Origin of the sequence: Halomonas borealis (assembly GCF_004798905.1) — a bacterium.
Classification (GTDB): Bacteria; Pseudomonadota; Gammaproteobacteria; order Pseudomonadales; family Halomonadaceae; genus Halomonas; species Halomonas borealis.
The window spans coordinates 452,771-475,261 of the sequence record NZ_SDMO01000001.1; the positions used below are offsets into that span (position 1 = coordinate 452,771).

A 22,491-nucleotide genomic window follows, 5' to 3' on the forward strand; every position below is an offset into this window, starting at 1 on the left:
CTAGAGCACGCCCTGGGGATAGGAGCCCAGCACCTTGACCTCGGCGGCACGAACCTGCACTTCTTCGAGCATCGCGGCGACCCGCGGCTCGTCCCGGTGGCCCCTGAGATCGATGAAGAAGACGTAGTTCCACACCCCGCTGCGCGAGGGGCGCGTCTCCAGGCGCGTCAGGTCGATCCGGTGGCGATGGAAGGGTTCCAGCAGGTCGTGCAGGGCACCCGGCTGGTTGCGCATGGCCACCACGATGGAGGTCTTGTCCTCGCCGGACATCGGCACGTCCTGGTTGCCGATGATCAAGAAACGCGTGGAGTTGTCCGGGCGATCCTCGATCTTCTCGGCGATGCGCGTCAGGCCATAAAGCTTGGCGGCCATGTCGCCGGCGATGGCGGCGCTGTGCCACTCGGTCTTGACCAGTCGGGCCGCCTCGGCGTTGGACGACACCGGCACCCGCTCGGCATGCGGGTAATGGGCGTCCAGCCACTTGCGACACTGGGCGAAGGACTGCGGATGGGAGTAGATCCGCGAGACCTTGTCGCGCCGCGTGGTATCGGCCACCAGCAGATGATGGTGGATGCGCAGCACGACCTCGCCGCAGATGCGCATCCCCGAGTCGATGAAGGAGTCCAGGGTGTGATTGATCACGCCCTCGGTGGAGTTCTCCACCGGCACCACGCCGTAGTTGACGGCGCCGGCCTCCACCTCACGGAACACCTCATCGATGGCCGCCATGGGCAGGCTCACGGCGCTGTCGCCGAAATGCTTGAGCGTCGCCTGCTGGGTGAAGGTGCCTTCCGGCCCCAGATAGGCGACCTTGACCGGCTGCTCGAGGGCCAGGCAGGCGGACATGATCTCGCGGAACAGGCGCGCCATTTCCTCGCCATCGAGGGGGCCAGGGTTGAGCTCCATGATCCGACGCAGCACCTGAGCCTCGCGCTCGGGCCGATAGAAGACGGCACCGGGATCGCCCTGGGTCTTGACCTCGGCGACGCGGCGCGCGCATTCCGCGCGCTCGCTGATCAAGCGCAGGATGTCGTGGTCCAGTTCGTCGATGCGCTGACGGAGCGAATCGAGATTGATGGGGGTATCACTCATGGTGGTTCCCTTGTATCGGGGACAGAGCCCGGTGTCTGGCTTGTCGAGGCCCGAGGTTCGAGAACGCCTTGTCACCTCGTGCCTCGCTCCGTTATCCCTTGCGGCGCTCGAAATCCGCCATGAAGTGGACCAGGGCGTCCACGGCGGCTTCCGGCACGGCGTTGTACAGGCTCGCCCGCATGCCGCCGACGCTGCGGTGCCCCTTGAGGTTGAGCAGGCCGGCCTGCTCGGCCTCCTTGAGGAAGGGCTCGTCGAGCCGATCGTCGTCGAGCACGAAGGGCACGTTCATCCGCGAGCGGTTCGCCGTGGCGATGGGGTTCGAGTAGAGGCCGCCGCCATCGATGGCGGCGTAGAGCTTCTCCGCCTTGCGGTTATTGAGCGCATCCATGGCGGCCAGGCCGCCGATGTCATGCTTGAGCCACTGGAACACCAACCCCGCCAGGTACCAGCTGTAGGTCGCCGGCGTATTGACCATGGAGCCGGCCTCGGCCTGAGCCTTGTAGCCCATCAGGCTCGGCATTCCGGCACAGCCACGGTCGAGCAGGTCGTCACGCACGATCGCCAGCGTCAAGCCGGCCGGGCCGATGTTCTTCTGGGCACCGGCATAGATGACACCGAACGGCGAAACATCCAGCGGACCGGACAGGAGGCTCGACGACATGTCGCAGACCAGCGGCACCTCGCTGCCATCGGGGCGAACGCCCCGCGGCACGTAGTCGAACTCGAGACCCCCGATGGTCTCGTTGGCGGTGTAGTGCAGGTAGGCCGCGTCATCGGCCAGCGCGATGTCGGCCTGGCACGGCACCGCACGATGGCCATTCGCCTCGCTGGACGCCACGACCGGCGCGGCCCCGAACAGGTGGCGCGCCTCGGCGATGGCCTTCTTGCCCCAGATGCCGGTATGCAGGAAGTTGGCGCTACCGCCAAGCCCTAGCAGGTTATAGGGCACCGCGGCGAACTGCATCGTCGCCCCACCCTGGGTGAAGATCACCCGATAGTTATCGGGGATCGCCAACAGCTCACGGAGATCGCTCTCGGCCTGCTCGGCGATGGCCACGAACTCGGGGGAACGGTGGCTCATCTCCATCACCGAGAGGCCGCGCCCACGATAATCGAGCAGCTCGTCGCGGGCACGCTCCAGCACCGCCTGTGGCAAGGCGGCCGGGCCGGCACAGAAATTGAAGTGGCGTGTCATCGGCGTCGTTCCGTCATGAGTTACTGATCATCGTCGGTGGCCGGCGGTTCGCCGCCGGCGTCGGCCTCGGGCGCATCACCCTCTTCTCCTGCGGGCAACGCTTCCTCCTCGGGTTCGTCGACACGCACCGTCTTGACCAGCGCCTCGCTCTCGCCCAAGCGGATCAACATCACCCCTTGGGTGTTACGCGAGTTGATCGACACCTCGTCGACCCGGGTACGCACCAGGGTGCCGCGGTCGGTGATCAGCATCATCTCATCGGCGCCATAGACCTGCATCGCCGCCACCAGGGCGCCGTTGCGCTCGCTGGTCTGCATGGCGATCACCCCCTGGCCGCCGCGTCCGCGCAGCGGGAACTCCTCGAGCCGCGTGCGCTTGCCATAGCCGTTCTCGCTGGCGGTCAGGATGGTGATCTGACCGCCGTTGCCGGCCGCGGTCTCGGCCTGGGTCTCGCCATCCACCGCATCCTCGGCATCGATGCGCTGACTCTGCGGGATGATCAGGCTGATCACCTCGGCGCCACCCTGCAGCCTCATGCCCCGCACGCCACGGGCGGTGCGGCCCATGCTACGCACGTCGCGCTCCTCGAAGCGGATCGCCTTGCCATTGGAAGACAGCAGCATGGCGTGGTCCGCCCCGCTGGTGATGGCGGCCCCGACCAGCCGATCGTCCTCTTCCAGCTCGATGGCGATCAGGCCCACGCTGCGCGGCCGGGAGAACTGCTCCAGGCTGGTACGCTTGACCGTACCCTTGGCGGTGGCGAAGAAGATGTAGCTCTCGGGATCGTAATCGCGCACCGGCAGGATGGCGTTGATCGACTCACCTTCAGCCAGCGGCAGCATATTGACCAGCGGCTTGCCACGCGAGCCGCGGCTGGCCGCCGGCATCTCGTAGACCTTGAGCCAGTAGACCTTGCCGCGATTGGAGAACAGCAACACGGTGTCGTGGGTCGAGGCCACCAGCAGGTGCTCGATGATGTCCTCGTCCTTCATCGTGGTCGCCGATTTGCCACGGCCGCCGCGGCGCTGGGCCTGATAATCGGAGAGCGGCTGGGTCTTGGCGTAGCCGGAGCGGGACACGGTGACCACCATGTCCTCCTCGGCGATCAAGTCTTCGATGGACAGATCGAGGTGGCTGGCCTGAATCTCGGTACGGCGCGCTTCGCCGAACTGGTCGCGCACGGCGGTCAGCTCCTCGCGAATCACCTCCAGCAGGCGTTCGGCACTGGCCAGGATCGCGGTGAGCTCGGCGATCTTCTCGAGAATGCCCAGGTATTCATCGAGCAGCTTCTCGGTCTCGAGCCCGGTCAGGCGGTGCAGGCGCAGTTCGAGGATCGCCTGGGCCTGGCCCGGCGAGAGGCGATACTGGCTGGCTTCGTCGTTGAGACCGAAGCCCTCGTCCAGGTCCTCGGGCTTGCAGGAATGGGCGCCGGCCCGCTCCAGCATGCCGGTGACCTGCCCCGGCGCCCAGCTGCGGCCGAGCAGCTTGTCCTTGGCCTCGGTGGCATTCGGCGAGGCCTTGATCAGCTCGATCACCTCGTCGATGTTGGAGATGGCGACGGTCAGGCCTTCGAGGATATGACCGCGCTCGCGGGCCTTCTTGAGTTCGAACAGGGTGCGACGCGTGACCACCTCGCGGCGGTGGCGGATGAAAGCCTCGAGCACCTGCTTGAGGGTGTGGATGCGCGGCTCGCCGCTCTCGAGGGCCACCATGTTGATGCCGAAGACGTTCTGCAACTGAGTCTGGGAGAAGAGGTTGTTGACCACCACCTCGCCGGACTCGCCGCGCTTGACCTCGATGACGACGCGCAGCCCATCCTTGTCGGACTCGTCACGCAGCTCGGCGATGCCGTCGATGCGCTTGTCCTTGACCAGCTCGGCGATCTTCTCGATCAACCGCGCCTTGTTCACTTGGTACGGCAGCTCGGTGACGATGATGTGATCGCGACCGGTCTTGTCGTCGTGCTCGATGGTGTGACGGGCCCGCACGTAGATGCGCCCGCGCCCGGTGCGATAGGCGTCGAGGATACCCGCCCGACCGTTGATGATGCCCCCGGTGGGGAAATCCGGCCCGGGGATGTATTCCATCAGGTCATCGACCGTCAGGGTATGGTCATCGATCAGTGCCAGGCAGCCGTCGACCACCTCGCGCATGTTATGCGGGGGAATATTGGTGGCCATGCCCACGGCGATGCCCGAGGAGCCGTTGACCAGCAGGTTCGGCACCTTGGTGGGCAGCACGTCGGGGATGCGCTCGGTGCCGTCGTAGTTGTCGACCCAGTCGACGGTGTCCTTCTCGAGGTCGGCCATCAGCTCATGGGCGAGCCGGGCCATGCGCACCTCGGTGTAACGCATCGCGGCGGCGTTGTCGCCATCGATGGAACCGAAGTTACCCTGGCCATCGACCAGCACGTGGCGCATGGAGAAGTCCTGGGCCATGCGTACGATGGTGTCGTAGACGGCACTGTCACCGTGGGGGTGATACTTACCGATGACATCGCCGACGACGCGCGCCGACTTCTTGTATGGCTTGTTCCAGTCGTTGTTCAGCTCATGCATCGCGTAGAGCACGCGGCGATGAACCGGCTTCAAGCCATCGCGCACGTCAGGCAGCGCACGGCCGATGATCACGCTCATCGCGTAATCGAGGTACGACTGCTTGAGCTCGTCCTCGATGTTGACTGGCAGAATCTCTCTGGCGATGTCACCCATGGGTCGTCGAATCCTTTGCACTGCAAGAGGTTGGCCCGTCGCCTGGCCGTGAGACGACGCGCCATTTCAGCCGTGCATCATACCACTGTGGGGCGCGCAAAGCAGCGGTCAGGCTGGGCTATCGCCAGGCGCCGCATTCCGGGAGATGCGACGACGCGCTCAGTCGACGACCAGCGGCGCCAGGGCCTCGCGCAGCATGCCATCGATGGCCACGGCCTTGTTGGCCGTCACGTCCAGCAGCACGAAGGTCATGTCGGCACTGGCCACCGCCTTGCCGTCGCGCACACGACGGATGTCCTGGTGCATCCGTGCGCTGCGGCTACCAAGCTCGGCGAGCCCGGTGACCACCTCCAGATCATCACCGGCCATCGCCGCTCGGCGATAGTCGATGTTGAGGTTGACGGCGACGAAGGCCACCTCGCCGCCCTGGATCACCTCGGCCAACGCCTGCCGTTCGTCGAAATACGCCCAGCGCCCCTCCTCCAGGAACTCCAGGTAGCGAGCATGGTTGACGTGGCCGTAGCCGTCGAGGTGATAGCCGCGCACGCGCAGCGCTATGGTGGAGCGCCGATCATCCATGAGAATCTCCGTCAGTAATAGGACAGCGAACTTCCGATTCTAGTCAGACCCATCGCCGACATTCAAACGTCAGTTTGAATACGCAGCCGAGCGGGCCCTGGCACCCCCGTTCCCCATTCGCCATAATGTGCCCCTTTTCGCCCAGGAAACGCTTCATTCATGTGGTTCAAGCATCTGCACCTCTATCGCCTGCACGACGCACCCGACCTGGATGCCACGAGCCTCGAGGAGGCCCTGACGCAACAGGCGTTTCGCCCGCTGGGTGGCAGCGAGGCACGTCGTCTCGGCTGGTCGGCACCCGCCGGCCGCGCCGGCACCCAGCTGCTCCACGAGCTGCAGGGTCAACGACTGATCACCGCTCTACGCCAGGAGCGGCTGCTGCCCGCCGCCGTGGTCAAGGAAGAACTCGAGGAACGCGTGGAGGTCATCGAGACCGCCGAGAGCCGCAAGCTGCGCCGGCAGGAGAAGCTCGCGCTCAAGGAGCAGGTCTATGAGGAACTGCTGCCACGCGCCTTCGTGCGTAGCCAGAAGGTCGATCTATGGTGGGATAGCCGCCGCCACCTGATCGCTATCAACACCAGCAGCCGCAAGCGTGCCGAGGAGCTGCTCGACCTGCTGCGCGAGACCCTGGGCAGCCTCAAGGTCACTCCTCTGGCCAGCCAGACCCTGCCGATGCGCGCCATGACCACCTGGCTCGGCGATCCGGCCTCACGGCCCGCCGACCTGATGCTCGGCGATCAGGTCGAGCTCAAGGCCAAGGGCGACGACGGCGTGCTGCGCGCCCGCCAGGTCGATCTCGACAGCGACGAGATCCAGCAACTGCTCGAGGGCGACCGCCAGGCCAGCAAGCTGGCCCTGGCCCTGGAAGGCCGGCTGACCTTCGTGCTGCATGACGACCTGGCGGTCAAGTCACTACGCTTCGACGACGCCCTCGTCGACGAGGCTTCCCAGACCGACGATGGCGACGACGCCCTGGTACGCCTGGAGACCGATTTCCTGCTGATGACCCAGGCGCTGGCCGACGGCATCGAGCGTCTGCTGGACTGGCTGGGCGGCGAAGCCCAAGCCGGCCAGGCCACCCCATCCGCCTGACCGACACGGCCCCGCGCTCATGACGACCACGCACGACCAAAACGCCCACGATCCCTGGGCCGAGATTCGCCCCTATCACGACGGGGAGGTAGCCGAGGCGCTGGAGCGCCTCGCCCGGGATCCTGAGCTGCTCGACGCCCTGACCCGCTTCCGCCTGCCGCGCCTGGCCAAGTGGATGCCGCGACTCTCGCGCACCATCGCCAGCGCCGCGGTGCGTCGCGAGGTACGCGACGTCACCACCATTCGCGGCTTTCAGGACCGCATCGCCGCCTACATGCAGCGGATGCTGCGCAACTCGACCACCGACTTCCGCGTCGATGGGCTGGAACAGCTGGAGCCCGATACCGCCTACCTGTTCATCGGCAACCACCGCGACATCTCGCTGGACCCGGCGTTCGTCAACTACGCCCTCTACCTGGCGAACCGCAACACGGTGCGCATCGCCATCGGCGACAACCTGCTGCAAAAGCCCTACGTCACCGATCTGATGCGGCTCAACAAGAGTTTCATCGTGCCGCGCAGTGCCCGCGGCAAGCGGGCCATGCTGGCCGCCTACCAGAAGCTCTCGGCTTACATTCGCCATTCGATCACCGTCGACAACCATTCGATCTGGATGGCCCAGCGCGAGGGCCGGGCCAAGGACGGCATCGACGGTACCGACCCGGCGATCTTGAAGATGCTGACCATGGCGCGCCGCGGCGAAGACCGCAGCGCCGATATCGGCGACGCGATCGCCGAGCTGCGCGTGGTGCCGGTGTCGATCAGCTACGAGTACGACCCCTGCGACGTGCAGAAGGCCCGCGAACTGCACGCCGTGCATACCAGCGGCGCCTACGACAAGAGCGAGTTCGAAGACATCCGCTCCATCGTCGCCGGCATCACCGGCCAGAAAGGCCGCGTGCACCTGCGCTTCGGCACGCCGCTCACGGCGGACTTCAACAGCCCCGAGACGGTCGCCTCGGAGATCGACCGTCAGGTGCTCGGCGGCTATCACCTCTTCCCCAGCCACTATCTGGCCCTCGAGGCCCTGGGCGATGCCCCAGAGCTGCTGGACCTGAGCGAGGTCACCGACGCCGACCGTGCCCACTTCCAGGCTCGGCTCACCGCGGTGCCATCGGAGCTACGCGACTGGTGGCTCGCCCAGTACGCCAACCCGGTGCGTCATGCGCACGGCAGGATTTAACCACCCGGCACAGGCGGTGCAGCGCCCAGGCCCACCGCCATACCAGGGCTAAGGGAGACCCAGGATGACACCGAGCCCCACGCAGCGCGCGAACCAGGCCCGAGCGGCCCACCGGGTCACGCTGATCGGGGCGCTGGTGGATCTCCTGGTCGGCCTCGCCAAGCTCATCGCCGGCCTGCTGGTCGGGTCGGCGGCTCTGGTCGCCGATGGCATCCACTCCTTCTCCGATATCGTCACCGACCTGTTCGTGGTGGCGGCCACCCACTTCGGCCGCCAGGCGCCCGACCGCCTCCACCCCTACGGCCACGGCCGCATCGAAACCCTGGCCACGCTGTGGCTCGGCAGCGTACTGATCTTCGTCGCCGGCGCCATCGCCTGGGCGAGCGTGGGACGCCTGATCGCTGGCGAGGCCGCCCATGCACCCGGCGGCTGGGCCATCACCATCGCCGGCGCGTCCCTGCTCGCCAAGGAAGCCATCTACCATTACACGATGCGCGCCGCCCGCCGCATCGGTTCGCGCCTGCTGGCGGCCAACGCTTGGCATTCCCGCTCCGATGCGCTCTCCACCCTGGTGGTGCTGATCGGGCTGGTCGCCACCCAGCTGGGCCTTGCCTGGATGGATGCCGTGGCCGCGATCATCGTCGGCGTGATGGTCGGCCAGGTCGGCGGCCGCCTGCTGTGGGAGTCCGGCCAGGAGCTGATCGACACCGCCCTGCCCGAGGAAGAACAGGCGCGACTGCAACACACCGCCGAGCAGGTCCCGGGCGTGCACGGCGTCCACGAGCTACGCACCCGCCGCATCGCCGACGATGTGTTGCTCGACCTGCATATCGTGGTGCCGCCACGTGTCACCGTCTCCGAGGCCCACGAGATCGGCAATACCGTCAGCCGCCGGCTACGCGAGACGCTGCCACACCTGGCCGACATCACCTTCCACATCGACCCCGAAGACGACGAAGGCGAGACCGAACACAGCCTGCGTCCTGGCCTGCCGCTGCGCGTCGATGTCGAGGCGCTGCTCGATGAGGCCTGGCACGAACAGCCCGCCTGGCAGGCGCGTATCGATCTCGACCTGCATTATCTGGACGATCGGATCGATGTGTCCCTTTACCTCGACGCCTCGCCCCACCCCTTCGCCCTCAACGCCGCCGCCGCCGAGCTTCGCCGCGCCGCGAGCGGGCTCGACTGGCTGGGTCGACTGCGGCTGTGGCAGGGTCCGGGATGCGGCTGATCGCCTCCGCATCGGCCCACGCTCGCGCTTCCCTCCCCTCCCACCTAAGCTTGATCTCACCCTCCCCCATGAGCGGGATGCCATGTCCGTCTTCCCTCGTCCCGGTCCGGCCTCAACCGAACGCCGGCAGTGCCTGATCCTGCTCGGCAGCATGCTGACCACCGCCACACTGGGCCTGCATGCCCTCGACGCGCTGGCACGCCTCGACCAGGCACGCCTACGCGACAGTATGCGACGGCAATATGGGGCTGACGGCCTCTCGATACTCGAGACCTGGCTGGCGATGCTGGACGGGCTGCGCGGCGCCGATATCGCCGCGCAGTTGACGGGGGTCAACGACTTCATCAATCGCCACGTACGCTGGCTCGATGACGATGAGATCTGGCGGCAGGAAGACTACTGGGCCACCCCCCTGGAAACGCTCGGCCATGGCGCCGGCGATTGCGAGGACTTCACCATTGCCAAGTACATATCGCTGCGCGAACTGGGCCTGCCCGAGACCGTACTGCGCCTCATCTATGTCAAGGCCCGGATCGGGCGCAGCCGCATCACTCAAGCGCACATGGTGCTCGGCTATTACGTCTCGCCCGGGGCAGAACCCATGGTATTGGACAACCTAGTGACCACGATCCGGCCGGCCGGCGAGCGGCCGGACCTCGACCCACTGTTCAGTTTCAACGGCCGCGGCCTATGGACCGACGACTCCCGCCAATCGCGCGCCGACCCCGTGGCACGCCTGTCTCGATGGCGCAGCGCCATCGAGCGCATGCGACAACAGGGCTTCACCCAGGGGAGATAACATATGTCACTCATCAAACAGCTGTGGTGGATCATCGCCGGGCTCATACTATTGTCCTTCGGCGCCAGCCTATTCATCAGCGTGGCCACCAGCCGCGACTATATCGAGCAGGAAGTCCGCATCAAGAACCTCGATAACGCCAACGCCTTGGCGTTGACCCTGACCCAGATGCCCAAGGACGATGTCACCGTCGAACTACTGATCGCCGCCCAGTTCGATACCGGCTACTATCGGCGTATCGAACTGCGCTCCTCCGAGGGCACACTCCTCGAGTCACGCCAGGCCGATGCGGCGATCGGCAACGTACCGGCCTGGTTTATCGAACTGGTCGACCTCCACGTCGCTCCCGGCGTGGCGGTGGTCCAGAACGGCTGGCAGCAGTTCGGCACCCTGACGGTGGAAAGCCAGCACAGCTATGCCTACCGCTCGCTATGGCGAAGCGTCCTGAAACTGGCCGGCTGGTTCGGGCTGGCCGGCCTCACGGGGCTGTTGCTCGGCGGCTGGTGGGTACGCAGCATCCGCCGGCCGCTACACCGGGTCGTCGAGCAGGCACGGGACATCGGCATGCGTCGCTTCACTCGCTCTCCCGTCCCCCACACCCGAGAGCTCGGCGACGTGGTCGAGGCCATGAACCGGCTGAGCCACGATGTGGGCGAGATGCTCGACCGCGAGAGCCAACTGATCGATGGACTGCGCCAGCGCCTGCAGCACGACGCGGTGACCGGCGCGCTGAACCGCGACGCCTTCCTCGCCCAGCTACAGATTCATCTGGAGAGCCAGAACGCCCGCGCCAGCGGCGGCCTGGCGCTGATTCGCGTCAGCCACCTGGGGCAGCTCAACGAGCGGCTCGGCCATGACGGCGCGGACACACTCCTGAGGGAACTCGTCGCCTCACTGAAACGCTTGCTCCAGGCACACGGCAGCGGCCTGGTCGGGCGCCTCGACGGCCGGGATTTCGCCTTGCTGTTGCCGGGGTTGGACGACCTCGACCCGCTGCGGCGTGAACTCAAGCACCATCTGCAGATGCTGATCGAGGCACGGCATGCGCCGATCGTGCTGCCGGCCGTGCTCGGACACTACGCCCAGGGCGATCGGTGCAACACGCAACTCGCGGGCCTCGATGACGCGCTCTCGGCGGCCGAAGCCCAAGGGCTTCACGACCCCGTCATCATCGATAACACCCAGGCCGGCAGCCTGTTCGACGATCACGCGGAATGGCACCAGGCCCTGAAAAACGCCCTCGAGGAAGGCCTCAGCCTGGCCCATCACCCGGTGCTGGATCGAGACGGCAAACTGCTGCATGTCGAGTGCCCGTCGCGCCTGTACCTGAAACAGCAATGGCGGACCGCCGGAGTGTTCGCACCCTGGGTGTCACGGCTGGGCATGTCGACGCAGCTGGACCTCGCGGTGGTCGACGCCGCGTTGCAAGACATCGTCCAGCACCACCAGCCGGTGAGCATCCACCTCTCCGGCGACGCGATGCGCGACGCCCACTTCGCTTGGGAACTAGGCGCACGACTCGGCGCCAAGCCCGATGCCGCCACGCGGCTGTGGCTGGATATCCCCGGCAATCTCGCCATCCAGGATCTCGAACATTTCCGTGCCCTGTGCACGATACTTCGCCCCCTGGGATGCCAGTTGGGGCTGGAGCATGTCGGCGCCGAACTCACCCGCATCGCCGACCTCCACGACCTCGGCCTGAGCTACTTGAAGATCGACGCCACCCTGGTCAAGGATGTGGCGGAAGGCCACGAGCAGCAGGCCATACTGCGCGGCATGGCCACGCTCTGCCACTCGCTGGGCATCCTGGCCATCGCCGAAGGCGTCGAGCATGGCGTTGAGGCCCGCATGCTCTTCGAACTGGGGCTCGACGGGGTCACCGGGCCTTGCACCGACTGGCTCGACCCTTTCCCACCCGCACCGACCTCGTGAGGGTTGGCGCTGGAGCTTCGGAAAAAACATGGTATCGTCGGCGGAGATCCGTCCCGCCCGCCCAAGGAGAAATGCCATGTCGTCATCGGAGATCCAGAAGACTCGCGTCATCAATGAACTACGCAGTTTCATCAAGAAGCTGCTACAAGATCCGAAAGTTCTGGAACAGTCCCTGGCGGTCGCCCGGCAACGCCTCGGCGAGAGCGACCAATCAGACGTCATGGCGCACATCGCCAACGAGATATCCGATACCACCAGCGTGCACATCCCCGAGGATCCCAAGGAGCACTCGGAGGCCGACCGCCTCTTCCTCGAGCTCCTCAAGGAAGTGGTCAGGGAAGAACAGGCCCTGTACTGATCCTGCGGAGCACGAGGAGGCGACTCACGGCGCCGTAATACGCCTCCCCCGACTGCGCTTGTGCATGGCAGGTGGTATAATACCGTGACACTTTATCAACGCCGCGCCTCATGCTCTATCTGCTAAAGCTCCACCCCGAGATCACCATCAAGTCCCGCTCGGTGCGTCAGCACATGACTCGCTGCCTGACGTCCAACATCCGCAACACCCTGCGCCGCATGGATGAACGCGCTCGGGTCAAGGACCAGTGGGACGCCGTGCGCGTGCGCCTGTCGGAGGACCTGACAGCCGAGACCACGGCCGCCATCGAGGACAGCCTGACGCGTATCCCCGGCATCCAGCAGATACTGGCCACCGAGGAGGTGGCCTTCGAGTCCCTGGAACAGGCCGCCGAGCATATCGTGCCACTGTGGAGCCCGGCGATCGCCGGACACAGCTTCCGGGTCCAGGCCAAGCGACGCGGGCAACACGACTTCACCTCCGCGGATATCGAGCGCTATCTCGGCGGCCGCCTGCTCGAAGCGGCGCCGGGAGCCCGGGTCGATCTCAAGCACGCCGAGGTCGTGGTGCCGGTGGAGCTTCACGACCGGCGTCTGCAGGTGATCCGCGCGCGCTGGAAGGGGCTAGGCGGCTACCCGCTCGGCGTGCAGGGCCAGGCCCTGGCGCTGATGTCGGGCGGCTTCGACTCCCCGGTGGCGGCCTGGAAGATGATCCGCCGAGGCGTCAAGACGCACTTCCTGTTTTTCAACCTGGGCGGCCCGGCTCACGAGGCCGGCGTGCGCGATGTCAGCCACCACCTCTGGGAACGCTATAGCCTGTCTCACAAGGTAAAGTTTATCTCGGTGCCCTTCGACGGCGTGGTCGGCGAGATCCTGCGCAGCATCCCCGATGGTCTGATGGGGGTGGTGCTCAAGCGTTTGATGATTCGCGCCGCCAACCGGGTGGCACAGCGCTTGCGCATTCCGGCACTGGTCACCGGCGAAGCGATCGCCCAGGTCTCCAGCCAAACACTCGCCAACCTGGCGGTGATCGACGAGGTCAGTGAACGGCCGATCCTGCGCCCGGTGCTGACCGACGACAAGCAGGACATCATCGACCGGGCCCGGCTCATCGGCACCGCCCGCATCGCCGAATCCATGCCCGAATACTGTGGCGTGATCTCGCGCCGGCCCCACAACAAGGCGCCGCTGAACGACGTGCTGGCGGCCGAGCGCGACTTCGATGACGGCGTGCTCGACGCGGCCATCCAGGCCACCGTCGTCAAGCAGATCGACCAAGTATTGGAGGACGAGGCGCCGACCGCCGAGGTCGTGACGGCGAACACCCCGGAGGAGCTCACCGCACTCGACGGGCCCTGCATCATCGACATCCGCCGCGCCGATGAACGCGAGGCCGCGCCCCTGCTGCTTCCCCAAGCCTTGTCCCAGGTGCCGCTGATCGAGATCCCCTTCTTCGAGCTGCAGGACAAGGCTCCCGAACTCGACGCCGACAAGCACTACCTGCTGTATTGCGACCAGGGCGTGATGAGCCGCATGCAGGCGCTCCATCTCGCCGATCGCGGCCTGCATCACTTCGGCGTCTATCACCAGCGCCCCGACGCCTGACACCCGGCCTCTGATAACGCAGAGGCGTGCTATCTCCCCCCCAGAGTAGGAGAAATCTCCTACTCACTCCCTCGGCAGGCCCCACACTTCCCCACTATAGTGAGGGCACATTCCCTCCGTGAGTCGCCTTACATGGGCATGGATTCCGATTCCCGGGCCGAGGGCGGCCTGCTAGCCCGGCTCGCCGATGCCTGCGAGACAACCGATGTGCTGAATGGTCGCCGCGATGACCTCCTGGCGCTGATCGAGCAATTGTTCGGCCGCACCCCGATCATGCTCAATGGCTTCGATCGCCAGAGGCGCTGCATCCTCTGGAATCACCAGTGCGAGCGTGCCTTCGGCTGGCGCACCGACGAGGTCATGGCGCATCCCGATCCATTGGCCCTCTTCTACCCCGATGTCACGGAGTACCAGGACGTCGTGGCCGGCCTAGCCTCACACGACGGCTCGAGGTTTCAGGAGTGGACTCCCAGGACCCGGGACGGGCGTCGACTCACCACCCTGTGGGCCAACGTCGTCCTGCCGGGCGGCGACAGGCTCTGCATCGGTCACGACATCACCGAACAGCGCGAGGCCGAAAAGCATCGCCGGCTCGCCGCCAGCGTCTTCGAATCCAGCTACGACGCCATCATGATCACCGATGCCGAACAGCGCATCTGCGATGTCAACGCCGCTTTCACGCGCATCACCGGCTACCACCGTGAGGAGGTCCTCGACCTGACGCCCGGCATGCTCGGCACCGCCCAACGCAATGCCGAAGCCTATGAGGCCATCTGCCAGCACCTGGAAACGCATCATAACTGGAAGGGCGAGATCATCGGCCAGCGACGCAACGGCGAGACCTACCCTCTGCTGTTGTCCGCCTCGGTGGTACGCGACGACCAGGGCCAACGCCTTCATTACGTCGCCACCTTCTCCGACATCACCCTCCTCAAGCGCCACCAGGAGGAACTTCACCGCCTGGCCCGCCACGATGTACTGACCGAACTACCCAACCGCCGTCACTTCGCCGAGCGCCTCGAGGCCGCCCTGCCTCGCGCACGGCGCGATGAGACGCTGCTCGCTGTCTGCTTCCTCGACCTGGATGGCTTCAAGCCGATCAACGATCGCCTCGGACACGCGGCCGGCGATCAGGTACTGATCACGGTCAGCCAACGCCTGCGGCACGCCATTCGCGCTAATGACGTCCTGGCCCGGCTGGGGGGCGACGAGTTCGCGCTGCTGCTGGGTGATCTCGACAGCCAGGACGAATGCCTGCAGGTGGTCGAACGCATTCACGACCTGATCGGCCGCCCCATCCCCCTCGACGACTCGCTGGTGAAGACCTCCAGCAGCATCGGCATCACCCTGTTCCCGCATGACGACTCGGAAGCCGAAATCCTGCTGCGCCACGCCGACCAGGCCATGTATCGCGCCAAACGCAGCGGCAAGAACCGCCATTGCCTGTTCGATGCCAGACACTATCAGGAGGAACATCACAGCCGCCGACGCCTGGACCGCCTCGAACAGGCCCTGTGCGGCGACGAGTTCCTGCTCCACTACCAGCCACGCGTCGACCTGCGCCGCGGTGAGGCCTGTGGCCTGGAAGCCCTGCTGCGCTGGCAGCACCCCGAACACGGCCTGCTCGAACCCGCCGACTTCCTGCCTCAGCTGCTCGGCAGCCGGCTCGAATCGCCCCTCGGCGACTGGGTCATCGAGCGGATCCTCGACCAGCTCGAGCAGTGGCGACACCAGGGCCTCGCGCTGCGCATCGGCTTCAATGCCAGCGCCAACGATCTGGCCTTGCCTGAATTCGCCGAGCGGCTGACCCGTGCCCTGGCACGACACCCTGGGCTGGATGGCCGCATGCTCGAGATCGAGTTCCAGGAAAGCGCCGCCATGGATGACCAGCAGGCCGTCAGCCGGGCGCTCCAGCACTGCCGCGACATGGGGCTGCGCGTCGCGCTGGACGACTTCGGCACCGGATACTCATCGCTGTCGCACCTGCGCGAGCTGCCCATCGACATCCTCAAGATCGATAAGCGCTTCGTCGCCGCCATGCTCGACGACGACCGCGATACCGCCCTCGTTCAGGGCATCCTCCAGATCGGCGCGCGGCTCGGGCTCGACGTGATCGCCGAGGGCATCGAATCGCCTGCCCACGGCGAGCGGTTGCTGCAGCTGGGAGGCTCGCTGGCACAGGGCTACGCCATCGCCCACCCCATGCCTGCCGAGCAGGTCCTGCCCTGGCTGGAGCGCTGGCCGGCAAGCGGGTGGCACTCCCGCCGTCCGTGACCCCGTCGCGCGGCCCGACACTTCTGGCCTCGCGCCCGGCGAGGGCGAGTGCAGGGGACGCGGAAAATGCTACAATCCGAGGCCTGATTTCACGGATATCTCGCATGACGGCCTCGACTTCGCCCAGGCGTCGAGTCGGCCGCCATGTTCCACGCTTACGGGAACCTCAGAGCCACCATGTCGAACACCGCCCCGCGCCAGATCCTGGTCACCAGCGCCCTGCCCTATGCCAATGGCTCCATCCACCTGGGTCACCTGCTGGAATACATCCAGACCGACATCTGGGTGCGCTTCCAGAAGAGTCGCGGCCACGACTGCCACTACGTCTGCGCCGACGACGCCCATGGCACCGCCATCATGCTGCGCGCCGAGCAGGAGGGCATCACCTCTCAGGCGCTGATCGACCGCGTCAGCGACGAGCACCAGACCGACTTCGCACGCTTCGGGGTGGCCTTCGACAACTACCACTCGACCCACTCCGAGGAAAACCGCCACTTCAGCGAACTGATCTACACCCGGTTACGCGATCAGGGTCATATCGCCACCCGCGATATCGAGCAGATGTACGACCCGGTCAAGGGCCTGTTCCTGGCCGATCGCTTCATCAAGGGCAGCTGCCCGAAGTGCAAGACCGACGACCAGTACGGCGATAACTGCGAGGCCTGCGGCGCCACCTATACCCCGGCCGAGCTGATCGAACCGGTCTCGGCGATCTCCGGCGCCACACCGGAGGTCCGCAGCTCGACCCACTACTTCTTCAAGCTGCCGGACTTCGCCGACTTCATGCAGCGCTGGATCAACGACGGCCATGTGCAGCCCCAGATCCGCAACAAGCTGATGGAATGGTTCGAGGCCGGTTTCAACGAGTGGGACATCTCCCGCGATGCCCCCTACTTCGGCTTCGAGATCCCCGACGCCCCGGGCAAGTACTTCTACGTCTGGCTGGACGCGCCGATCGGTTACCTAGCCAGCTTCAAGAACCTCTGCGAACGCGAAGGCCTCGATTTCGACGCCTACTGGCGCGAGGACTCCACGGCCGAGATCTATCACTTCATCGGCAAGGACATCGTCTACTTCCACGCGCTGTTCTGGCCGGCCATGCTGCATGGTGCCAGCATGCGCACCCCGAGCGCGGTGAACTGCCACGGGTTCGTCACCGTCAACGGCGCCAAGATGTCCAAGTCCCGCGGGACCTTCATCAAGGCCGCCACCTACGCCGAGCACCTGAACCCCGAATACCTGCGCTACTACTTCGCCGCCAAGCTCACCGCCGGCGTCGACGACCTGGACCTCAATCTCGAGGACTTCGCCCAGCGCGTCAATTCGGATCTGGTCGGCAAGGTGGTCAACATCGCCAGTCGCTGCGCCGGCTTCGTCAAGAAACTCGGCGGTGGCCGGCTCTCCGAGCATTGCGCCGAGCCCGAGCGAGTCGCGCGTTTCATCGCCGCCGGCGACGAGATCGCCGAGCACTTCGAGGCCCGCGAGTTCGGGCGCGCCATGCGCAAGGTGATGGAACTCGCCGACGAGGCCAACACCTACATCGCCGAGGCCGAACCCTGGGTGCTGGCCAAGCAGGAAGGTCGCGAGCAGGAGGTCCTCGACATCTGTTCGGTGGGCATCAACCTGTTCCGCCAGCTGATGGTCTACCTGGCCCCGGTGCTGCCGAGCATGGCCGAAGGCGCCCGCGCCTTCTTGAAGCTCGACTCCCTGGCCTGGGACAGCCGCCAGCAACTGCTGACCGATCACGAGATCGCCAAGTTCAAGCCGCTGATGACGCGGGTCGAGAGCGATCGCATCGACGCCATGATCGAGGCTTCGAAGGAGGATCTGGTGGAAGAGCAGAAGCTCAAGGACACCCCCAAGGGGCCGCTGACCGACCAACCGATCGCCGACGAGATCGCCTTCGACGACTTCGCCAAGGTCGATCTGCGCATCGCCCGCATCGCCAAGGCGGAATACGTCGAGGGCGCCGACAAGCTGCTCCAGCTGACCCTCGACATCGGCGGGGAGACGCGCAACGTCTTCGCCGGCATCCGCAAGGCCTATGCGCCGGAGGCCCTGGAAGGCCAGCTCACCGTGATGGTCGCCAACCTGGCCCCGCGCAAGATGCGCTTCGGCGTCTCCGAGGGCATGGTGCTGGCCGCCGGCGACGACGCCGGCATCTACCTGCTGGAGCCGCATTCCGGCGCCCAGCCCGGCCAACGCGTGAGCTGAGCCCGGCATGGAGCAACGCGCCCTGATCGAAGCCGTCGACGCTACCCTGCCACAGACTCAGTGCGGCAAGTGTGGCCACGACGGCTGCCGCCCCTATGCCGAGGCCATCGCCGCGGGACAGGCGATCAACCGCTGCCCGCCCGGTGGCGATGCCACCGTGGCGCGACTGGCCGAGCTGACCGGCCAGGCCGCGATACCGCTCGAGCAGCCGGCACAATCACCGCTGGTGGCCTGGATTCGCGAGGACGAATGCATCGGCTGCACCAAGTGCATCCAGGCCTGCCCGGTGGATGCCATCCTCGGCGCCGCCAAGCAGATGCATACGGTGATCGAGGCCGAATGCACCGGCTGCGAGCTATGTGTCGCCCCCTGCCCGGTCGACTGCATCGACCTGCTGCCGCATCCCGACTGGCAGGCCGCCGATGACGACGCCGAACAGGCCGCCTACCTGGCACAACGTGCCGAGCGCGGACGGCAACGCTTCGAGGCCCGCAACGCACGCCTGGAGCGCGACGCCGCAGAGAAGCGCCAACGGCGTCTCGAGCGCCGCCGGTCGACATCGGACGCCGTCCCTGGCCAGCCTGCCGCGGCCTCCTCGAGCAGCCTGCGTGCCAACCGCATCGGCCTGGTCGCCAGCCTCAAGCGGCTGGATCGCCAGCGCCAGGCAGACGACCTCGATCCCACCCAGGGCGACGCCCTGGCACGGCGCGAGGCGGAGCTGCGCGAACGCCTGGCCGAGATCGACCGGCAGCTGGAAACCACCACCGGCACCCAGGCCTCACACCCGGACGCGCGACAGCGCCGCATGGCGGTCAACGCCGCCGAACAGGCCCGGCGCCGCGCCCGTCAGCAGCTCGCTCACGCCGAGCGTCAGCACGACGATGATGCCATCGCCGCTGCCCACGTGCAGATCGAGCGCGCCGAGCGGATGCTCAGCGATGCCCGCGCCGCCCTCGATTCCGCCTCCCACTGAGCCTCAGCCACCACGCCATGAATGCCCACAAACGCCACGCGATATTCGCGCGCCTGCGCGAGCACAATCCCGAGCCCACCACCGAACTGAACTGGTCGACGCCCTTCGAGCTGCTCGCCGCGGTGCTGATGTCGGCACAGGCCACCGACGTGGGCGTCAACAAGGCCACCGACCGACTCTTCCCGGTCGCCAACACGCCCGCGGCGATTCTTGCGTTGGGCCTCGACGGTTTGAAGGAACACATCAAGACCATCGGCCTGTACAACACCAAGGCCGAGAACCTGATGAAGACCTGCCGACTCCTGGTCGACAACCACGATGGTCAGGTGCCCCGCACACGCCAGGCCCTGGAGGCGCTGCCCGGCGTCGGCCGCAAGACCGCCAACGTCATCCTCAACACCGCCTTCGGTGAGCCGACCATCGCCGTGGACACCCATATCTTCCGGGTCTCCAACCGCACCGGCCTGGCCAAGGGCAAGGACGTGGTCGAGGTCGAGCAACGGCTGATGCGCCATGTGCCCCGGGAGTTTCGCCAGGATGCCCATCACTGGCTGATCCTGCATGGCCGCTACACCTGTGTGGCCCGCAAGCCGCGCTGTGGAAGCTGCGTCATCGAGGACCTCTGCGAGTACCCCGACAAGCTGGATCTCTGAACCGGCGCCTCGTCGACGCCTCACGCTCCATGCCCCAAAACGCAAGACGCCGCGGCCAAGCCGCGGCGTCGACGTCACCTCATCCCCGAGATATCACTCCCGCGTCGATGGGCAGGGCGCACCGCAGGGCGCACAGGCACTGGCATCGCGTTGCACCAGGGCCGACTCCGCACGACCATTGCCCATGTTGAAGGCGAAGGTGGGGCTGTGCAGATGATCGATCAGGATCATCACCAGCACGGCCAACAGGACTCCGACGAGGCGATGGCGTTGATAGGCGGCGGTCATGTCGTCTCCTTGGAATCAGTTGGCCAGGCGGAACCAGGGGCGCAGGCGAATGCCGATCCACGAACCGGCGAAGGCGCAGGCGAACCACACCCAGGCATGCACGCTGGCCGAGGCCAGGCCGGAGAACAGCGCCCCGATATTGCAGCCGAATCCTAGCCGCGCCCCATAGCCGAGCAACAACCCGCCCACCACGGCGGCGAGGAAGGAGCGACCCGACGGCGTCCGGCGGCTGGCCTCGTTGAAGCGGCTGGCCATGCCGGCGGCGAGCATCGCGCCCAGCAGCAGCCCGAAGTTCATCACCGACGGAATGTTGACCAGCACCGAGTCGGACAGGGCCTGAGCGGGATAGGCCCAGCTCCAGAACTCGAAGTGCCCCATGTCCACGCCGAGCCCCTGCAGCGCCTTGGCGCCCCACAGGTTGAAGGCGAAGGTGATGCCCCAGGGCGAGCCGCCGATGACCAGCGTCAACGCATTGCCCACCGCCAGCACGGCGATCGCCCACAGAAACGGCCAGCGGCCGGTGAACAGGGCCTTCAGGGCACCTCCCTCGGCCGGGCGAAGCCGCAGCTCGCCATGCTCGAGATGGCCGTGAGCCCGCCGCTCGACGCGGTTGACCCACAGCGCGACGGCACCGAGCCCCAGCCACTGCACGGCGATGGCGCCGGGCACACCGACCCCATCGATCAGGCTGATCGGATCCACCGCCGGCAGGTCGAGCCACCAGGGCAGATGCAGCGAGCCGACCACCGCGCCGATGATGAAGAACAACAAGGTCACCAGCATACGCAGGTTGCCGGCCCCGACGGTGAACAGGGTGCCGGAGCCACAGCCCCCACCCAGCTGCATGCCGATGCCGAACAGGAAGGAGCCCACCACCAGGGAGGTCCCCACCGGGGCCACGGCGCCGATCACGTCATCGCGGCCACTGCCCAGGATCGGGATCATGATCAGCGCGGTCAGGGCGAACAGCAGCAGCTGTGCCCGCATGCCGGCGCCACGCTTCTGGGTCACCAGGTTGCGCCACCCGGCGGTGAAACCGAAGGCGCCATGATACAAGGCCACCCCCAGCAGGGTGCCGATGGCCAGCAACGCCAGCAGGAAAGGCGCCGTTTCCGCCCATACCAGGCTGCCCAGCACCACCAGGCCGACGAGCGCCAGCCCGACCACGAAACGATCGGGCCCCGGACGGGCCGTCGGCGCGGCCATGGTATTCGCTTGATTCATCGTTTCTCTGTCCTACTCCTCGGGGCATCCACTCCGCGCCCGGCAGGCGCGGAGCACACGATCGCGGCTTAATCGGCGCCGAAGAACTCGAGCACCTTGCCGAGCCCTCGCTTGGCCACCGTGACCGGGCGCGCAGCGTCCTTAGACCACTCGGACATCGAGCCGTCGTAGAGCGACACGTCGTCGAATCCCATGATCTCGCTGAGCACGAACCAGTCGGTCGCCGCCCAGTGCCCGGTGTTGCAGAACGACACCGTAGGCCTTCCGGGCTCGACACCGGCCGCCTCGATGCGCGATTGCAGCACCTCCTGATCCAGATACCAGGCCTGATCTCGCTCACCGAGCAGTGTCTGTTGAGGCAGGTTGAGCGCGCCGGGAATGGTCCCGGGCACCTCGACCGCGGGTGACTGGTTCTCGCCGCGGAAATAGTCCGCCGGGCGAGCATCGACCAGCTGCGCCTGCGTCTCCCGGGCGGCTTGCACCTCCTCGGTGGTGGCGATCAGCTCGGACTGCAGCTCGCCCGCGAAGTCGGCGACCGCGGGGCGTTCGGGAGTGCCGCTGGCCACCTCCATGCCCTGGGCCTTCCAGCCGGCGAAGCCGCCGTCCAGGATCGCGACCTCGCCATGGCCCAGCACCTTGAAGGTCCAATAGACACGGGCCGCGCTGCCGAAGTCCGTGGCCCCGGTGCCGGCCGGCACCACCACCACGGTGTCATCGTTGTCGATGCCCAGCCCGCCGATCAGGCGCTCGAGACTTGCGACCGGCGGCAACACGCCCGTCACGCCATCCCGCGACTCGCGCCAGCCATCGTCGGTGTAACTGCTGTAGAGGCTGCCGGGAACATGCGCCGACTCGAAGGTGCCGCGGTCGCCCCCACCATCGATGCCGGAGCGCACGTCGAGCACCACCAGGTCATCATCAGCGAGCCGCTCACTCAGCCAGTCGGCCTCCACCAAGGGCGTGACATCGGTGGCCAGCGCCGTTGATGCCGCCGCCATCATTCCGGCGCCGGCCACGAGGGATCTCCACATATTCTCGACCTCTGTCATCCGGATTCAGGGCCTTTCATTATGCGGGTCGTCAGCACGA

At 66.4% G+C, this 22,491-nt stretch carries 18 protein-coding genes; 11 read left to right on the forward strand and 7 right to left on the reverse strand.

Features of this window, described 5'->3' with window-relative positions; translation table 11 throughout:
• The 4 genes from pheA to ETC07_RS02130 all read right to left on the reverse strand — a co-directional run bounded on the left by pheA (position 1) and on the right by ETC07_RS02130 (position 5,577).
• Positions 1-1,092: a prephenate dehydratase gene (gene pheA, locus ETC07_RS02115; protein WP_136246843.1), complete on the reverse strand. Its 1,092-nt coding sequence runs from the start codon at positions 1,090-1,092 to the stop codon at positions 1-3.
• Between the two features lie 91 nt (positions 1,093-1,183).
• Complete coding sequence (serC, locus tag ETC07_RS02120; RefSeq protein ID WP_136246844.1) at positions 1,184-2,287, reverse strand: 3-phosphoserine/phosphohydroxythreonine transaminase; 1,104 nt, start codon at positions 2,285-2,287, stop codon at positions 1,184-1,186.
• A 20-nt stretch (positions 2,288-2,307) separates the two neighbouring features.
• The gene (gyrA, locus tag ETC07_RS02125; RefSeq protein ID WP_136246845.1) at positions 2,308-4,998 is read right to left on the reverse strand and encodes a DNA gyrase subunit A; all 2,691 of its coding nucleotides are present in this window, start codon (positions 4,996-4,998) and stop codon (positions 2,308-2,310) included.
• A 159-nt stretch (positions 4,999-5,157) separates the two neighbouring features.
• A complete protein-coding gene (locus ETC07_RS02130; RefSeq protein ID WP_136246846.1) occupies positions 5,158-5,577 on the reverse strand; it encodes an acyl-CoA thioesterase in 420 nt (139 codons plus the stop codon).
• Positions 5,578-5,736: 159 nt separating this feature from the next.
• Between ETC07_RS02130 and ETC07_RS02135 the strand changes: the two genes are divergently transcribed.
• The 11 genes from ETC07_RS02135 (at position 5,737) to nth (ending at position 19,890) form a co-directional block, all read left to right on the forward strand.
• A complete protein-coding gene (locus ETC07_RS02135; protein WP_136246847.1) occupies positions 5,737-6,669 on the forward strand; it encodes a recombination-associated protein RdgC in 933 nt (310 codons plus the stop codon).
• Positions 6,670-6,688: 19 nt separating this feature from the next.
• A complete protein-coding gene (locus ETC07_RS02140; RefSeq protein WP_136246848.1) occupies positions 6,689-7,852 on the forward strand; it encodes a 1-acyl-sn-glycerol-3-phosphate acyltransferase in 1,164 nt (387 codons plus the stop codon).
• Positions 7,853-7,916: 64 nt separating this feature from the next.
• Positions 7,917-9,083, forward strand: a complete 1,167-nt coding sequence (locus ETC07_RS02145; RefSeq protein WP_136246849.1) for a cation diffusion facilitator family transporter — start codon at positions 7,917-7,919, stop codon at positions 9,081-9,083.
• A gap of 82 nt (positions 9,084-9,165) precedes the next feature.
• Positions 9,166-9,882, forward strand: a complete 717-nt coding sequence (locus ETC07_RS02150) for a transglutaminase-like cysteine peptidase (RefSeq protein WP_136246850.1) — start codon at positions 9,166-9,168, stop codon at positions 9,880-9,882.
• Between the two features lie 3 nt (positions 9,883-9,885).
• On the forward strand, positions 9,886-11,814 hold the full coding sequence (locus tag ETC07_RS02155; RefSeq protein ID WP_136246851.1) for an EAL domain-containing protein: 1,929 nt from the start codon (positions 9,886-9,888) through the stop codon (positions 11,812-11,814).
• Between the two features lie 76 nt (positions 11,815-11,890).
• Positions 11,891-12,172 (forward strand): hypothetical protein, encoded by a 282-nt coding sequence (locus ETC07_RS02160; RefSeq protein WP_136246852.1) that lies wholly within the window; start codon positions 11,891-11,893, stop codon positions 12,170-12,172.
• A gap of 110 nt (positions 12,173-12,282) precedes the next feature.
• Positions 12,283-13,776: a tRNA uracil 4-sulfurtransferase ThiI gene (gene thiI / locus ETC07_RS02165; RefSeq protein WP_136246853.1), complete on the forward strand. Its 1,494-nt coding sequence runs from the start codon at positions 12,283-12,285 to the stop codon at positions 13,774-13,776.
• Between the two features lie 132 nt (positions 13,777-13,908).
• Positions 13,909-16,050 (forward strand): putative bifunctional diguanylate cyclase/phosphodiesterase, encoded by a 2,142-nt coding sequence (locus ETC07_RS02170; RefSeq protein WP_136246854.1) that lies wholly within the window; start codon positions 13,909-13,911, stop codon positions 16,048-16,050.
• A 177-nt stretch (positions 16,051-16,227) separates the two neighbouring features.
• Positions 16,228-18,264 (forward strand): methionine--tRNA ligase, encoded by a 2,037-nt coding sequence (metG, locus tag ETC07_RS02175; protein ID WP_136246855.1) that lies wholly within the window; start codon positions 16,228-16,230, stop codon positions 18,262-18,264.
• 7 nt (positions 18,265-18,271) lie between these two features.
• Positions 18,272-19,237, forward strand: coding sequence for an RnfABCDGE type electron transport complex subunit B (locus tag ETC07_RS02180; protein ID WP_136246856.1), 966 nt, complete (start codon positions 18,272-18,274; stop codon positions 19,235-19,237).
• Positions 19,238-19,254: 17 nt separating this feature from the next.
• Complete coding sequence (nth, locus tag ETC07_RS02185; RefSeq protein WP_136246857.1) at positions 19,255-19,890, forward strand: endonuclease III; 636 nt, start codon at positions 19,255-19,257, stop codon at positions 19,888-19,890.
• 93 nt (positions 19,891-19,983) lie between these two features.
• Here nth and ETC07_RS02190 read toward each other — a convergent pair whose 3' ends face one another.
• From ETC07_RS02190 to ETC07_RS02200, 3 genes are all read right to left on the reverse strand, one after another.
• Positions 19,984-20,178: a hypothetical protein gene (locus tag ETC07_RS02190; RefSeq protein WP_136246858.1), complete on the reverse strand. Its 195-nt coding sequence runs from the start codon at positions 20,176-20,178 to the stop codon at positions 19,984-19,986.
• 15 nt (positions 20,179-20,193) lie between these two features.
• Complete coding sequence (locus ETC07_RS02195) at positions 20,194-21,402, reverse strand: YeeE/YedE family protein (RefSeq protein WP_136246859.1); 1,209 nt, start codon at positions 21,400-21,402, stop codon at positions 20,194-20,196.
• 68 nt (positions 21,403-21,470) lie between these two features.
• Positions 21,471-22,433 (reverse strand): sulfurtransferase, encoded by a 963-nt coding sequence (locus ETC07_RS02200; RefSeq protein WP_136246860.1) that lies wholly within the window; start codon positions 22,431-22,433, stop codon positions 21,471-21,473.
• Between the last annotated feature and the right edge of the window lie 58 nt (positions 22,434-22,491).